12 protein-coding genes and 1 pseudogene are annotated in these 14,828 nt (G+C 40.1%); 5 read left to right on the top strand and 8 right to left on the bottom strand.

What is annotated here, in order from left to right; genetic code table 11:
- The first annotated feature begins 121 nt into the window (after nt 1-121).
- Nucleotides 122-784, top strand: a complete 663-nt coding sequence (locus tag XEN7305_RS26965; RefSeq protein WP_006511486.1) for a hypothetical protein — start codon at nt 122-124, stop codon at nt 782-784.
- Nucleotides 774-2,063, top strand: coding sequence for an efflux RND transporter periplasmic adaptor subunit (locus XEN7305_RS20780; RefSeq protein WP_006511485.1), 1,290 nt, complete (start codon nt 774-776; stop codon nt 2,061-2,063). The genes XEN7305_RS26965 and XEN7305_RS20780 overlap by 11 nt, the downstream gene beginning before the upstream one ends.
- A 29-nt stretch (nt 2,064-2,092) precedes the next feature.
- Here XEN7305_RS20780 and XEN7305_RS20775 read toward each other — a convergent pair whose 3' ends face one another.
- Nucleotides 2,093-2,383: a DUF6679 family protein gene (locus XEN7305_RS20775; protein WP_006511484.1), complete on the bottom strand. Its 291-nt coding sequence runs from the start codon at nt 2,381-2,383 to the stop codon at nt 2,093-2,095.
- A gap of 285 nt (nt 2,384-2,668) precedes the next feature.
- On the opposite strand from XEN7305_RS20775, the gene XEN7305_RS20770 reads away from it, so the two are divergent.
- Nucleotides 2,669-3,886 (top strand): ATP phosphoribosyltransferase regulatory subunit, encoded by a 1,218-nt coding sequence (locus XEN7305_RS20770; protein WP_006511483.1) that lies wholly within the window; start codon nt 2,669-2,671, stop codon nt 3,884-3,886.
- 12 nt (nt 3,887-3,898) lie between these two features.
- On the opposite strand, the gene XEN7305_RS20765 is transcribed toward XEN7305_RS20770, so the two are convergent.
- Both XEN7305_RS20765 and XEN7305_RS30400 read right to left on the bottom strand, forming a co-directional pair.
- Nucleotides 3,899-4,168 carry a hypothetical protein gene (locus XEN7305_RS20765; protein WP_006511482.1) on the bottom strand — a complete coding sequence of 90 codons (270 nt, stop codon included), beginning with the start codon at nt 4,166-4,168 and terminating at the stop codon, nt 3,899-3,901.
- A gap of 25 nt (nt 4,169-4,193) precedes the next feature.
- A pseudogene (locus XEN7305_RS30400) lies at nt 4,194-4,394 on the bottom strand (hypothetical protein); the annotation flags it as partial.
- A gap of 78 nt (nt 4,395-4,472) precedes the next feature.
- Here XEN7305_RS30400 and XEN7305_RS20755 point away from each other — a divergent pair.
- Nucleotides 4,473-5,246 (top strand): circadian clock KaiB family protein, encoded by a 774-nt coding sequence (locus tag XEN7305_RS20755; RefSeq protein ID WP_006511480.1) that lies wholly within the window; start codon nt 4,473-4,475, stop codon nt 5,244-5,246.
- Nucleotides 5,247-5,297: 51 nt separating this feature from the next.
- Here the strand turns inward: XEN7305_RS20755 and XEN7305_RS20750 are convergent, their stop codons facing one another.
- A complete protein-coding gene (locus XEN7305_RS20750) occupies nt 5,298-7,289 on the bottom strand; it encodes a glycoside hydrolase family 10 protein (protein ID WP_144053335.1) in 1,992 nt (663 codons plus the stop codon).
- A gap of 404 nt (nt 7,290-7,693) precedes the next feature.
- On the opposite strand from XEN7305_RS20750, the gene XEN7305_RS20745 reads away from it, so the two are divergent.
- Nucleotides 7,694-8,554 (top strand): alpha/beta hydrolase, encoded by an 861-nt coding sequence (locus tag XEN7305_RS20745; protein ID WP_202951309.1) that lies wholly within the window; start codon nt 7,694-7,696, stop codon nt 8,552-8,554.
- Between the two features lie 30 nt (nt 8,555-8,584).
- Here the strand turns inward: XEN7305_RS20745 and XEN7305_RS20740 are convergent, their stop codons facing one another.
- The 4 genes from XEN7305_RS20740 to XEN7305_RS20725 form a co-directional block, all read right to left on the bottom strand.
- A complete protein-coding gene (locus tag XEN7305_RS20740) occupies nt 8,585-11,638 on the bottom strand; it encodes a plasmid replication protein, CyRepA1 family (protein WP_006511477.1) in 3,054 nt (1,017 codons plus the stop codon).
- A gap of 177 nt (nt 11,639-11,815) precedes the next feature.
- Nucleotides 11,816-12,292 carry an SMC-Scp complex subunit ScpB gene (scpB, locus tag XEN7305_RS20735; protein WP_006511476.1) on the bottom strand — a complete coding sequence of 159 codons (477 nt, stop codon included), beginning with the start codon at nt 12,290-12,292 and terminating at the stop codon, nt 11,816-11,818.
- A gap of 119 nt (nt 12,293-12,411) precedes the next feature.
- A complete protein-coding gene (gene ftsZ, locus XEN7305_RS20730; RefSeq protein ID WP_006511475.1) occupies nt 12,412-13,722 on the bottom strand; it encodes a cell division protein FtsZ in 1,311 nt (436 codons plus the stop codon).
- Between the two features lie 154 nt (nt 13,723-13,876).
- Nucleotides 13,877-14,677: a cell division protein FtsQ/DivIB gene (locus tag XEN7305_RS20725; RefSeq protein ID WP_006511474.1), complete on the bottom strand. Its 801-nt coding sequence runs from the start codon at nt 14,675-14,677 to the stop codon at nt 13,877-13,879.
- Nucleotides 14,678-14,828: the final 151 nt, after the last annotated feature.

The raw sequence follows: 14,828 nt of genomic DNA, 5'->3' as shown, positions 1-14,828 counted from the left end.
GAGGGCAGAAAGATCGGTCTTTGTTGAAGCTATTGAGCGAAATATTAGCCATTTTTGTAAGATCGCTTTAGGATTAATAAAGATTTGTTACTGCTCATTTGTTTACTGTTGACTGAATTTGATGAATCAAGCTGATCTGCCCAAGACTTCCATGACAGAGTTAAACGGTGACTTAGCGGTTGCTCAGGCGATCGCGTTGATTAAAAGTTATAGCTTTGAGACCAATGGCAATTCTGTGGAAAATTTGGTTCAAAAATGGCTTCACGATTATCAGGGAAATTGGGTTCGTTTGGCTGCGATAGAAGCTTTATATTTGGGAAGGTATAAGTCTGTCTCGATTGAGCAAATTATGGCAGTCTGGTTGCGTATTGGCACTCCAAACATTCATTTCAAAGGGGAGTTTGAAAGATTAATCTGTCGTAAATTGCCCAAATATCTCATACCGAATCCTTTTTGGCTTGAAACAGAAAATTCTCTTTTCCCAGATAGGACAGAGGTTAAGGTCAATTCGGGTTCTAATTATTTGCCGTCTTCCCAGACTAGTTATTCTTCTTCCGAAACATATTTCAATACAGAATCTTCATCCATACATTCTCAATATTCTTCGTTAAGTCTCTCTGAAAAGGAGCAGCAACCAAAGACCAAATTTGGGGACAATCATCAATCTTCCAATCAATCCGCAACAATTACGAACTTTAATCCTATTTTTGATGACTCTGCTTTCTTTGACAAACTAAAATCTTTAGCATTGGCTGGAATTTCCCCAGAAGATAATGAAAAATAGGGCAAAATCAAGATATCTCAATGGTTTACTGTTGATTGCTCTCTGTGCAGTAGGAGGCTGTAGTCTTAATTCTCTGAGCTCTAGTTCTGCTTCTTCTGATAATCAAACTGTTTCCTCGACAGAGAAATCGCAATTTGCTCAATCACAACTTACTAAGGTAGATGTGGTGATCGCGAAGTTAGGGACTCTTCGTGATGCTAGAGAGTATATTGGCACCAGCGAAGCGATCAGAGAAACTTTATTGCGATCGCAAGTTGAGGGGAAGTTATTAGATTTAACCGTAGAAGTAGGACAGAGAGTTACCAAAGGCCAAGTAATCGGCAGACTAGATAGTAGTTTATTGACTGCGGCGGTCAATCGAGAAAAAGCAGAGCTTGCCAGTCTAGAATCGGAATTAGCCAGTGCCAAAATTAGAGTGAAAAACTCAGAAATCGCCTTAGAAGAATCTTTGCTGAGATTAGAACAGGCAAAAAACGATGCTCAGCGATATAGTAACTTGGCAAGTCAAGGACTCATCTCATCCCAGGAAGCCGAATCTTTTCAAACCACCGCCGAACTTGCTCAGAAAACGGTTTTAGTTGCCACCGAGTCAATTAAAATTGCCCAGCAAGCAGTCACAACCAGTATGGGGCAAGTAGCTTCCCAAATGGAGGCGATCGCCGAGGCTACTCAACGTCAGTCCTATAGCCAATTAATTGCCCCCGCAACGGGAATTGTGATCACAAAAATCAATGAACCAGGTAATTTAATCAGACAAGGGGAAGAAATTATTGAGATTGGCGACTTTAGCCAGATTAAAGTAGTTGTTCCACTCTCTGAATTGGATTTGGGACAAATTAGGTTAGGAAAATCTGTTACTGTCACCTTTGATGCTTTTGGCGATCGCAAATTCACTGGCAGAATTAGTCGGATAGCGCCTGCTGCTGATTCTAGTACTCGCAAAATCCCTATAGAAGTAATAGTTTCTAATCCCCAAAGCCAAATAAAAGGGGGGCTTCTTGCTAGAGTCACTCTAGTTGCCAATATTGCTACTGACGTTATTATCCCTGAGTTCGCCATTGTCGAAGAAGCGGAAAAAAACTATATTTTTGTTGTGAGCCAAGAAGAGCTTGCCGTTAATCAAGGAGTTGTCAGTAAAAGAGAAATTCGTATTCGCGATCGCTCGAAGGGAAAAGTTGCGATTAAAACAGGAATCAAATCCCAGGAAAAATTCGTTCTTCGTGCAGGCGAAACTCTGACCGATGGAGAAACAGTTTCTCTCAGTATTCTCTCAGAATAAACTGAATTGGCACAACAACAAACCGGTCGCTATTGATCGTTAATCTGTTCGGCTTCAGGGCAATCTTCAGACACCGTAATTTCCGTGCCATCTTTGGGGACAGAAGCTAGTTTTCGGGTGACAGCACCAATACTATCCAGTCTTACCATTTCTTCCCAGGAACTAACTTCATCATCATCATCGATTTCATAGCGGATGGTAACAAGATCGCCCTCGAAATCAACAATTGTGCCGTTTTCAATCCATCTTTGTTGATCCCGCAAAAAAAGACAAACCTCACGACCATCTTGATAAAGTTGATAAATCTTGCGATGCAGCATGGGTTCTCCTATAAAAAATGACTCCTCTAAGTTGGGAATTCAACTTCAAATATACTTATATTATTGTGACATAATTCTGTGAGCAAATTATTCACAATTGATTGGATGACAATAGTATAACTAGGATTTTAAATTATGCAGCTTCCGCGAGATCTGCTTCTGCTGTTCGGGCAAAGCAACTTGCCATTTTTTTTCCAATTCAAATCTAAATTAGTTATCGGGTCAGATATATATATAATTGACTACGGTTTGTATAGAAAAAAGTAACATAATTTTTATAGTTAAATGATTTACCAACCCCCAGCAGGAGCAAGGGATTTACTTCCTTTAGAGGTAGCCCAAAAGGCTTGGATCAATGATCATATACAGCAGGTGTTTCAAAAATGGGGCTATCAAAGAATAGTTACTTCTACTCTAGAATTGCTTGACACTTTGACTGCTGGTGGTGCAATTGATCCTGCCAATGTCATTCAGTTAAGAGATAATTCTCAGGGAACTTTAGGCTTAAGACCGGAAGTGACTGCCTCCATTGCCCGTGCAGCAGTCACTCGGATGGCAGGAAATACTTATCCGCAAAGACTTTGCTATCGAGCTAATATATTCCGCAATCTCACCCAAGCCCATCATGGTGGGCAAATGGAATATTATCAAGCAGGTGTTGAGCTCCTATTTGCCGGAGGAGTTTTAGCTGATGCGGAAATGATTCTCCTCTTGGCCGATTGCTTACAAGAGTTGGGTGTGCCCAATTGGCAAATTTTGATGGGTCAAGCTGAATTAACACGCTCTCTTTTGGCTATATTCCCCCAAGAAATTCTACCCCAGATACATCATTGTATTGCCAATTTAGATCGCATTACTTTAGAAAGCTTGGCTCTAGAGCCACAATTACAACAAAGAGCATTCTTTCTCTTCGATCTTCGCGGCCAGCCGGAAACAGTCCTCACTAAAGTTGCAACTCTTGATTTAGATGTAGCGACGATGAATACTGTCAATAATCTTAAATCTTTAGTCGATTTGATTAAACGCAGTTCGACTCATCCGATTCCCCTAACTCTTGATCTTAGCTTGTTACAAACTTTTGACTATTATACAGGGATGGTTTTTGAGGCTGTGAGTTTTGAGCAGAATCAATCTTATCTGTTAGGACAAGGTGGACGCTATGATCAATTATTGGGATTGTATAGTCCCCAAAATGAAACTGCCCCTGGCATTGGGTTCTCCCTTAATATTGAAGATATTCATGCTTCTTTGGCCTCCACTAATAAATTACCCCAACAAGTGAAGGCTAGTGATTGGCTAGTAATTCCCGAAACTGCTGCTGCGGCAATAGCGGCCTTTGATTATGCAGATAAGTTACGCAATTCTCAACCGGGAATTCGAGTCGAGACCGAGTTAGGCGATCGCAGCCCCGAAGAAATCCGTAATTATGCCAAAACCTGTCGGATTGAGAACCTAGTCTGGGTAAAACCTGATGGGACTGTGGTCAAAGAGCAAAAAACCTAAAACCTAAAAACTTCAATCTGATTCAACAACCTTTGTTGCTGGGGTTGCTTCTTGGAGGATATTGGGATCTTCGATCAAAGAGGCTGTTTGGGAAATAACATCTTGATCCATCTTGAGATAGGGTTTTATAAATGCCATAATGCCCTTCTCATAGTTCGATGCGATCGCGAGAAAAGCCCCACCCAAAATATAAACAGGTAAAGGTAAAATGAAGTTTTTTATCCATAAAACAGCTTCTGCAATGACAAACAAAATCCCAACAATAATCAACCAAGACTTCATAATCTAATTTTCAATTTTTAATTAATTACCATCCCCAAGTTCCTGGTGCGCCCTTAAATGGCCCAGTAATATCTTTAGTAATCCAACCACCATAAAAGTTACCTGGTTGGGGTGTTACTTTTTCTCCATCAACATAACAAGCATCCATGGGACTTGCATCAAAAGCAACATAATTTTTAATTGGAGCAAAATCAGGAGTGGAATTATGATAAAACCAACCAACATTGGCAACCTGTTTATTTTAACTGAATAACTGATAACTGAAATAAAGGTATAATTATTGAACTTGAATTAATAGTTAAAGTTGACTTACAGTAACTCTTCTCTCCCGCAATTTTTCAAAGGCATTGTCTTATTTACTCCAGGAGGCGATCTTGTCTACGGAATAGATGCCGACAAAAAAGCCCGCTGGCATTTGCATCTTTGTCTCGCCTTACAAGAAGCTTTTGGACTCTTAGAACCTCCCTATTTTTTATTGCCAGGACATACCGCTACTATTGATCGTTGGCAAAACCAACAAACAGGTGAGATCGAGGTCTGTGCGGAAGTTTATCCCGCAGTCACCCGTTATTTACCTTTGTTGCAAGTTTTATTTGACACCGAAGTTTCTTGGCAAGTTGTGCCTTGGAGAGAAGAATATTGTAATCCGGCCATATTAGAAACTTACCGTCAAGAATTTCCTCAATTATGGGAAGAAAGAGATTTAATTATTCGCTTAGATTCTGATAATCCCTATCGTGATGTCAGGAATTTTGCCCCAGATTTAGTGCCCTTACCTTCTCCAAAGAGAGCACGCGGATCAAATCAGAATGATCGTGGTTATGTCTTACGTTTGTTTATCGCGAGCAATAATATAAATACCAATCAAACCTTAGATCATATTCACTATATTCTTGAAAAGGGTTTATCCACTTCCTATACCCTCAAAATCATTGATATTACTAAAAATCCTGAGCAAGCAGAGATGAATCAAGTCTCGGCAACTCCTACGTTAATCAGAACTTGGCCCAAGCCTGTTAAAAGAATAGTCGGCGAATTGACAGATGTAGAAAGAATTATCAAAATTATCTCCAGTTAGCGATCGTGAAAAGCGCAGCAAAAGTCCAGAACCCAAAGCTAAATCCTCATCTTAGAGTTGCGAGAACTGTCTTTTCTCCCCATAATTCAATAAACGCTCCAAAGTCTTTAACCGATTATTCCATACGTCTATTTGATAGTCACTAACTGCCTGATTATCATCTATCCAACGGGGGAATCCACGGCGAAAAGAGCTTAAACTCATTTGAGCCAACGATAAATTTTTTTGTGATGGCTTTTGGGCAAGTTTTTCTAAATTACGAGCCAACTCATCAGCCCTCTTTCCCCATTCTTTGAGGTCATCATCATTTATTTCCCCTTGATTACTTGTAATGAAAAAATTCCATTCTTTTTGTAAACTCTGGTAGCGAGATGCCGTTGCCAGAAAGGGTTGGCGATAAGGTAAGGGTTTTGTGGTTGGAGCCAAACTATTATGAGTACGACTCAAAATCTTTTCTAAATTGAGATTTAAGTTTTCCGCGGCGAATAAAGCGAAACCTTCTGTCGACATTCCTCGCAAGAGTTGCATTTGATCCACCGCAACAATATCAGGAATATTCAAAAGACGAATGCCAGGCAAAAGCAAGGCTTTTTCTTCAATAAAACTATCGAATAAAGGACGAGTTAATTGATACAATCCTTCAGTATCCTCAGCATAGGTCATCGGCACCAATAAATCGATTGAGCCTTCACGAACCCATTTTTCCCAATGCTGTTGTATTGTGTTAAGTCTTTCCTGGCGGGGCATCGGAAATACCGCCGTAGATAAAATTAGATCTGGATGTTTTGCCTTCAATCTTTGGGAAACAGCAGCCACAAAATCATCTATTTGTGTCAGACGAAATCCCGTCCATTGTGACCATAGTTCTCCTCCTACATGAAGCTCTATAGGATCTATTCCCGTCATTTGCTTAAATTTATATCGAGACGACTTCCCATAACCGTAGTTATATTCTCCTGTGGAGTTTTGGAAAGGATAACGAATATAGTCGAGATGAATGCCATCTACGTCATAGTTGGTCGCAATTTCTTCTAGTAGTAAAGATAAATAGCGTCGTACCCCTGGATTTGCCGGATCGAGGAAAGCTTTTCCTGAACTGTGGTGGAAAGAATTGCCTTCTTGGTCGGTAGTTCCCCAATCAGGATAGCGAGACAAAACGGGGCCAGGATATTCCTTAGGAAGATTGAGGATTTCATTGTGCCGTTGATTTACCACGGCAAAAGTCCACACCCAAGCATGTAACTCCATATCCCGCTCTTTCGCCAATTTGACTGCTGCTTTGAGGGGGTCCCAGCCCCTAGCCAAGGGGTTTTGTTGGGGGGCAACTCGACTAGGATAGATAGGATATCCTGAATTAATAGTTTCAAAAAATACCGTATTAATTCCAGCTTTGGCCATTCGATCAAAGGTTGGGATTAAATCAGCTTCTGAGCGAGCTTTCACAATTGTTCCGCGATCAAACCAGATGGCTCGTACTTCTGAGGATGCAACGGGACGGTCTATTGGGTAGCTATCCCAAAGGCTACGCTTGGTTTCTAGCCATTTGGTTTGTGCTTGAGTGTAACGACCTTGTTTGACTAATCCTAAAAAACTAACTAATTCAGTTTTAGCCTTTTGTAATACTTGATGGGAATTATGGTTGATTAATTTGCTTAACTTTTGAGGAGATTTTTTATTACCTTGTGCTCTTTGAGAGATTGATTGCTCAATAACCTGACTGGTCGAAAGCTCTATGTTGCTTTCTTGAGCATCTGCAGTGAGTAAGGTACTTTCGAAACGGCTAATAAGACCCTGAAATTCCCGAGTCATATCCTGAATATCTTCAGTGGTTAATATCGGTTCAAAGATTCTATTTCTTTGCTCTAGAGGAGATTCTTGACGCTCAAATCGCCAAAGAGGTAGTAAGGGTTGGGAATTGTCTATCGGAGCTAAATTTTCCTGGAGGTTGTTCCGATCAGCAATCCAGGTTTTGATATTATCTCGATTGATCGCAGCTTCCTCCATTTCTTTGGTTGCATTAGCTGGATTAACAACAAGGATCATGAAACCCAGACAGGACAGAAGAGAAAGTAAATATTTTTCGGGTTTAAAACTAGGTAATATGCTAAGTTTTAAAAATATGTGTTTCCCATTACTAGCATTCACCAAGGTTCGATTCTCCTGTATATTCCCTAAATTATATTCCCTAAATTCTTGTTTATTCTGCTAACAATATTTAGCCGTTAAAACCACAAACTCATTATAGTCCTCGACGGTTATGATCGTAATCAGTAACTTTAATGAGATTATTTTGCTAGTATAACTAAGGAAATTCACTGTTTGTATTGTAATCGTTAAGTTAAGCAAGGTTTAGATATCAAGTGCCGTCGATTGCATCAGGAATGATTAATTATTGCCTAATGAAGCCACCAAAATCAAGAAAGAAATTGCTTTTAAAAACTACTATAGTGACAAGTTTAATCCTCAATGCCCTGGGCTATTCAGGAGCTTATTTTTTAACTCATAATCTCAATCCTGATGAATTTGGGATTGGGCTTCCACGATCTCAGATTTACAGTGTTCCAACAGAAGTGGGCTTAAAATATACCAAGCAAAAGATTGCAATTAATAACAATGAATGGTTATCAACTTGGCTGATTAAGGCTGACAATCCGCAAGGAACAGTTATCTTATTTCATGGGAAAGAAAGTAGTAAAAGCAGCTTGCTTGCCCCAGCCAAAATATTTAACGATCTCAATTATAATGCTCTCTTGGTAGATTTTCGCGGTGCGGGGAATTCTAGTGGAAACACTAGTACGGTGGGATTTCAAGAGGGAGAAGATGTTGCCGTAGCTTTCAAATATATTAAGGAATTAAATATTAATCAGCCCATAATTCTCTATGGAATTTCCATGGGAAGTGCCTCCATTTTACAAGCGATCGCAGATAGACAAGTCAAGCCAAATGGTATTATTTTGGAACTCCCCTTTGCTCGCCTTTTAGATGCAGTCAGAAACAGACTGGGGACTCTGAATCTACCTTCTTTTATTTTGGGGGAATTGATAGTTTTGTGGGGTGGCATTCAACATGGTTTTAATGGTTTTACTCATAATCCGATTGAATACGTAAAAGCCGTAAATTGTCCGACTTTAATCTTTGCTGGAGATCGCGATCCTTTGGTTGAGGTATCTGATGTTAAGCAAATGCACAATAACTTAAATGTTCAGAAAAAATTAGTGTTTTTTCCCGATGCAGGACATCAGTTATTGGTCAAAGTAGATCCTAAACTTTGGCAAGAAAATGTCAAAAATCTGATGGATTCTCTTTAATGAAGGCAGAAGGTATTATGCCCCTGCAAGCTAAACATCTAAGCTCAACTGTAAAAAGTTATTATCAATTTCTGGAGCTGAATTTCTTTTAGCTTTAAATTTGTCTTGTTCCCAAAATAAGGAACTACCAGGAACGGCTTGATCTCTTTTAATCCAATGAGCAAAAACTTGTTGCCGGGCATCTTCTGGCGACATTATTTGATAGATACGAATTCTCTTTCTGCCTTTATCTTGACTTTCACAACGCAGATATTTAAGTCCATAATTAATTTTTTCTAAGAAGCGCCGCAAAATTAGAATCGGACTGGAATTTTTGGCCAATCCAATATCCATCACAGTTTTGATTTCTTTTCTATTCGCGATCGCGATCGCGGCCATTTCCTGAAGATCGAGATCCGTATTACGTAATTCCCGCGTCTGATCTTCCAGTAGAGTCGTAATTCCCAGGATCTCCATGGTGCCGACAACTGCACCTAATTGAGAAATATTAAAGTCTGGAATAAAGAGACTCCCATTGCCATTTTGAATGAGTTTTTGGGCAACTTGGGTATCTCGATCAGCAAGAAAAGAACGACCGATTGTCAAGAAATAATGTAGTTGGATTTTTTCATACCAACCATCATCATCGAGGGTCACCAGTTGAGGCGTAACTGGCAGATGGTAGCGTTGCCGCAGTTCGTATTTTCGAATACTACGTCTTTGGGCAATATTTTTTACCAGACGTTTTTTGAGTTTTTGATATTTATCTTTAGTTAATAAGGTCGCATTTGCGATCGCATCACATTCTGAGTGATAATTTTGCTGTCGAATTTCAGTGATAGCTTCTAATAGACAATGGTTTTCTGCTTTTTCCTGCTGACTGCTTTTTGGCTGATCAAGCTGAAAATTAATAGTATTGGCATCAAGTATTTCATGCCCTTCTTCTTTGAGGGCCGCTAAAATGGATTCACGATATTTAATAGTACTAGCATTGTAGCGAACAGCCATTTTTGCCCAACATAAAAGCGATTCTGCCTGGAAACCAGTATCGATATCGTCTAGGGTTTCTAGGTCAGACTGTTGCAGAAGACGAATATTTAATTGAGTTAAACGATGTCCCGAGGTAATTAAATTGGGAATAGAAGTGGACCCATTGCCAATTTTGAGAAAACTATAACTAGCACACCAAAGATGACGAGGCACATTGGTCCGTAAACGGGCTAGGGTTTGCCTGACTGTATTTTCCCCTTGAATTCCCTGGGCGATCGCCCAGACAGAGGTAAAATGATTTTCGAGTTCAATGGAAATTCCCGTTTCAATCGAAGGACTCGCTAGGACAATATCGAAATTAACTAAAATGCGATCGAGATTGCTCATGCAATCGTAGGCGGGGTGGGCAGGATCAACTAAGGATTCAGAATCAATACGGAGAATCCTTTTATCAGGAAATTTCTGACATAGATAGGATTCTAAAGTTTGTGTGCCCCATTTGCTAGTAAGCTTTTGCGCGGAAAGACAAACTAAAGGCTTCCCCCCTTGTTGAATATGGGTTTCTAAATTATTAACTAATTTCTTAGGACTTTTACCATCGTAGTTATATACCGGCCAAGATGATTCGTGATCGGGCTTCCATTTATTTTCAATAATGAAAGGTTGAACCTCAATACCCGTTAAAGCAATTAAATAATCGATCGCAATATTACTTAAATCAGCATCGGCAACATATACCTGTCCCGAGCCTAAGATGACATTTTGCATCAAGGCTTTTAGTGATTTCAAAATTGCGACTCTTTGATCTTTACAAGTTGCCGAATTCAAACCATGCCATAATACTTGCTCGACTTCATCGATAATGACAATACTATCGGACCAGTCATCAGGATTAAATTCTGCTTGGGAATTACCATGGAGTGAATCAATACATAAACCATATCCGAGATGACCAAGTTCTGGATTATCTCGCACCTGCGTCACATAGGGCAACCCAAAACGGTGGCACAAAGCTTTTACTAACTGAACTCGATGACCAATAACTAGGATTTTCTGTGACTTTTCTAAAGCTTTACTGACAAAATTCTCTAGAAGCTTAGTTTTACCTGTTCCTTTAGGTGATTTGATCCCGATTAATTTATGTTCTGATTCAACATCAATATTTAATAGGTAGGGAGAATTGACTCTCACATTAGGAGCGTAGGTTAATTGAGTCCAGGCTTTGGCTTGCCAAATTTCTAAGGAAAGGGCATTTTTGTATGCTTGGGCAAAACCTTCTTGTCCCTGATGGATAATTAGATCATCAACGCCTTTACCTAATTGACTATCCCAAGTGACAACTTTAACTTCGCATTCCCGTTGCTGAAATAGATATCCAATTTTCTTGGTCGCAGCATTCACAGCTTTGATGCTATGGGGTTTCGTATCGCAATCAAAAACAATATAGATTTCTCTTTTAGTCTCCCCGATCTCTCTACCACCTGAGCTTGCCGTGAAAATCTCTAATTGAGGAATCAAGCAAGACTTGCCAATTCTTTTTCCTGTTTCGTCTTTTGGCGTCCGATAACCATTATTAATTCCTGGAAGTGCGATCGCAGCGTAGCCAGCAGACAATAAAGCTCCTGCTTTTTTTGCCCCTTCTGTCAAGCATAAGGGGATTTCTGAATGATTCAACACCCATCGCCAAAAACCCAAATCTGGTAGACTATGGTCTGGATCTGTTTCTGAAAAACCTATTCCATAACGACTAGCAATTTTAGCCCAAATACTAGTTGTTACCTTAAGGGCAAATACCCCTGTGTTTGTTTTCGGTGGATGTTCGTATTTAATTGGTTTTGGTCGATCTTTGCTCTGACGGGGATGGTTGGGTTTAAAACAACCCCAAATATCTTCTGCTCCCGTAAGCAGATCAATCCCTGAGCACCACCAACCACCCTGTCCTGTGTGGGAATAAAGTTGTAGAAACCCTTCACTAATTCTCCCGTCATTACGTCTGGGAATGGCGTCGGAATATAGCAGGTATTCTGAGGCAGCGCTCCCTTCTAGAGGAACTACATTTAAACGGGTCAACCCTTCATCTACTCCACTAGCCGACCATTCTTCCAGACAATTCATACTTACACCATTTCATCTTCGGGTCTGTATGATAACACTAGATATAGCGTAATGTAACGTAAATTTAAACAAAAAACACTATTTATGGATTTTGGGAACTAGGGAACGGGGAACGGGGAACAGGGAATAGGGAACGGGGAACAGGGGACAGTAAAGTCATCATAACCCTTAAGAACTTTATACTTGATCGATCAATTGCAATTGGTCAATCTCAAAATATTGGTGGAATTTATCGGTAACTTCCAGCCAATATGACCGGCCATCGGCCTGGGGTTTTTTACTGATAAAGTCTTGTTCCACTAATTCTGCTACTTGTTGGTAAGCACTACTACCTCTTAATTCGATTAATTCATTTTGCAGAATAGGATTTTTTAATGCGATCGCGGCTAAAGTTCGTAAGGCACCTTTTCCCAATTCTGTGGGGATTAATGCCTGAAGCAAAGTACTATAGCTCGATTTTAGCTGCAAGCTATAGCCTAGGTTAGTTTCCAAGATTTCTAGCGCCGTATCTCGATGGGCATAGTCATTCATTAAATCAATCAGACCATCTTCAACTTCTGCCCGTTCACATTCTAAACAAGCAGCAAGCTCATCTAAAGATAGAGGTTGTCCTTTGATATAGAGAATTGCCTCGATTTTCGTTGCTAGTTTCATGGAAAAAAAGGTTTTAGGTTTTAGGTGTTAGGTTTTAGGTTAAATTTGGATGTTCCTAGTCCCCAACGCCTAAATACTAATTACTTATTACTCATTACTTATTACTCATTACAGCGGCACTAGTTTTTGGGAAAACGTCTTTTTTGCAAAAAGTCAGGAATTTCAATGCGATTATTATCCCGCCGCGGTTCAGGTTTTTTGCTCTCCTCACGACGTTCTGTAATCCTAACCCCAGAATTGCGCTTGACTTGATTCCGCTTGGCTGACTCGGCAAATACTTGGGGTCCATCCTCCAGACCAGGAATCTCCTCTTCTTCTGAATCTCCCGTAAATCCAGTCGCAATCACAGTAATTCGTATTTCACCGTCCATACTGTCATCGATCACTGCACCGAAGATAATATTGGCATCTTGATCAACTACCTCATAAACACTATCTGCTGCGGCATTAACCTCATGGAGAGTCAAATCATAACCACCAGTAATATTTAAGACAACTCCTCTAGCCCCATAAATCGAAGATTCTAATAAAGGAGAAGAAACTGCTGCGATCGCAGCTTCGCGAGCGCGAGATTTACCCGATGCTACCCCAATTCCCATCAGAGCTGAACCGGCATCAGCCATAATAGCTCTCACATCAGCAAAATCAACATTAATTAAGCCAGGAATTGTAATAATATCGGAAATCCCCTGGACGCCCTGTCTTAAAACATCATCAGCCACCTGGAAAGCCTGCTGAACTGGTGTCTCTGGAGAAATCACTGTTAACAATTGATTGTTGGGAATTACAATCATCGTGTCAACTCGACTCCGCAGAGCATTAATTCCCTCTTCTGCCTGATTGGTTCGTCTTCGGCCTTCAAAGGAAAAAGGACGAGTTACCACTCCCACAGTCAAACAACCCATTTCTTTGGCAACTTCTGCGGCAATGGGAGCGGCTCCGGTTCCAGTTCCTCCGCCCATTCCTGCGGTGATAAAGACCAAATCTGTATTTTCTAAAGCATGGGCAATCTCATCCCGTGACTCCTCGGCTGCTTTTTGCCCAATTGCGGGATTTCCCCCCGCACCCAATCCCCTGGTGATTTTATGTCCAATTTGCAATTTCTGCTCAGCATCAGACTTTTCTAGGGCCTGGGCATCAGTGTTAATCGCCCAAAACTCAATGCCTGAAATTTGGCTCTCAATCATGCGATTAACAGCGTTACAGCCGCCACCGCCTACTCCCATTACTTTGATATTGGCAACATTACTAGGCACAATTTTATTCCTCCTTACTTCCTCTTTGGCGGAAAATTTATTATTTTGAACTGGAAAAGGAGCTGGAGAACTGACTTTACCATAGGAACTATTAACAGGTTTTAAAGATGATTCTGTCGTTTGGCGATCGCTTTCTGACTTTGGGGGGTATTCAAAATTATGCCTAGAAGTCATGGGAATAAATATTTTTAGATGTTTATGATGTTTATAAGGTTTCTACTATAAGAAATCACACCCAATTATGGTCGATACTTTCAAAAACCCCCAGAAACCTTTAAAGTTTTGTAACTATTGGACACATAAGTTTGGTGTATGGTCTTACAAGGAATCATTTCACCCGAGTATCTTGTTGAATAAACGGAATTTTGGGATTACTTAAATCAAGATAATCGATATCTGTTAAATTGTCCTGTGTTGATAATTTAGGGAAACGAGCCAAAGCTTGAAATTGTTCAGTCAGAATAGAGCGATCCGAACCTAGATAAACCCGCCCAATATTGGTTTTGAGGTACAACTGGTCAATTTCATTCCAGCGCAATTCTAAAAGTTTAATGCCTGGATACATAGCCGATAAACGATAAATTTCTGCCCAGGTCTCACTATATTTAGGTTGAAAATTAATGACCTTGATTTGAGGAAGCGAAAAGTTCGAGTTCTCTTCGCTATTTTCTTCACTATGGCTATAGTAAATAGGGTCTAACCAAACACCATCAGCATCCAAAAATCCAATTTTTCCTTGAGTTGAAACCGTGGCAACAGGAACTCTTTCTTGCAACCTCACCTTCACTTGGGGGGGGAAGAGTTGTTTTGTGACGACAGCATCGACAATAGGGGAAATTGATTTGAGCTTGTTACTTAATTGATGACCGGAAATTGTCCAGAGCGATTGAGGGTAATTCAGCTTCAACAATGAATATATCGTAGACTTCGTGACCATGATTTCTTCTTCAAGGCTAATCTGAGCAGAGTTTTTGATCTGCCAGTAGGGTGAAAGTATCATGGCTATAGCAGTTGCAATTAAGCTACTAACCAACAAACAGCGCCAGATGGCAATTTGCACTCGTTTGCGGTTTTGTCGTTGTAATAAGATTATTCTTTGTTGCAGTTTTGGGTCGTAAAATGCAGACATAAATATTACTTCACCTTAATTTTGTGTGTTACCTTTGTGGTAATTCTTAAATCTTATTAATTACTAGAGAAAACACATATGCTAGAGTAGGCTCTATCATTACAATAGAATAAGCAAATATTCTTGAATCGGCACTATATATTCACATTAT

Origin of the sequence: Xenococcus sp. PCC 7305, assembly GCF_000332055.1 — a bacterium.
In the GTDB taxonomy this organism is placed as follows: domain Bacteria; phylum Cyanobacteriota; class Cyanobacteriia; order Cyanobacteriales; family Xenococcaceae; genus Xenococcus.
Note: the sequence above shows the minus strand (reverse complement) of the source record. Positions and strands in the feature narration are given on the sequence as shown.

Coding starts and splice junctions, on each gene's coding strand:
- XEN7305_RS26965 (WP_006511486.1), top strand. CDS start 122: ATGAATCAAGCTGATCTGCCCAAGACTTCCATGACAGAGTTAAACGGT.
- XEN7305_RS20780 (WP_006511485.1), top strand. CDS start 774: ATGAAAAATAGGGCAAAATCAAGATATCTCAATGGTTTACTGTTGATT.
- XEN7305_RS20775 (WP_006511484.1), bottom strand. CDS start 2,383: ATGCTGCATCGCAAGATTTATCAACTTTATCAAGATGGTCGTGAGGTT.
- XEN7305_RS20770 (WP_006511483.1), top strand. CDS start 2,669: ATGATTTACCAACCCCCAGCAGGAGCAAGGGATTTACTTCCTTTAGAG.
- XEN7305_RS20765 (WP_006511482.1), bottom strand. CDS start 4,168: ATGAAGTCTTGGTTGATTATTGTTGGGATTTTGTTTGTCATTGCAGAA.
- XEN7305_RS20750 (WP_144053335.1), bottom strand. CDS start 7,289: ATGATCCTTGTTGTTAATCCAGCTAATGCAACCAAAGAAATGGAGGAA.
- XEN7305_RS20740 (WP_006511477.1), bottom strand. CDS start 11,638: ATGAATTGTCTGGAAGAATGGTCGGCTAGTGGAGTAGATGAAGGGTTG.
- scpB (WP_006511476.1), bottom strand. CDS start 12,292: ATGAAACTAGCAACGAAAATCGAGGCAATTCTCTATATCAAAGGACAA.
- ftsZ (WP_006511475.1), bottom strand. CDS start 13,722: ATGACTTCTAGGCATAATTTTGAATACCCCCCAAAGTCAGAAAGCGAT.
- XEN7305_RS20725 (WP_006511474.1), bottom strand. CDS start 14,677: ATGTCTGCATTTTACGACCCAAAACTGCAACAAAGAATAATCTTATTA.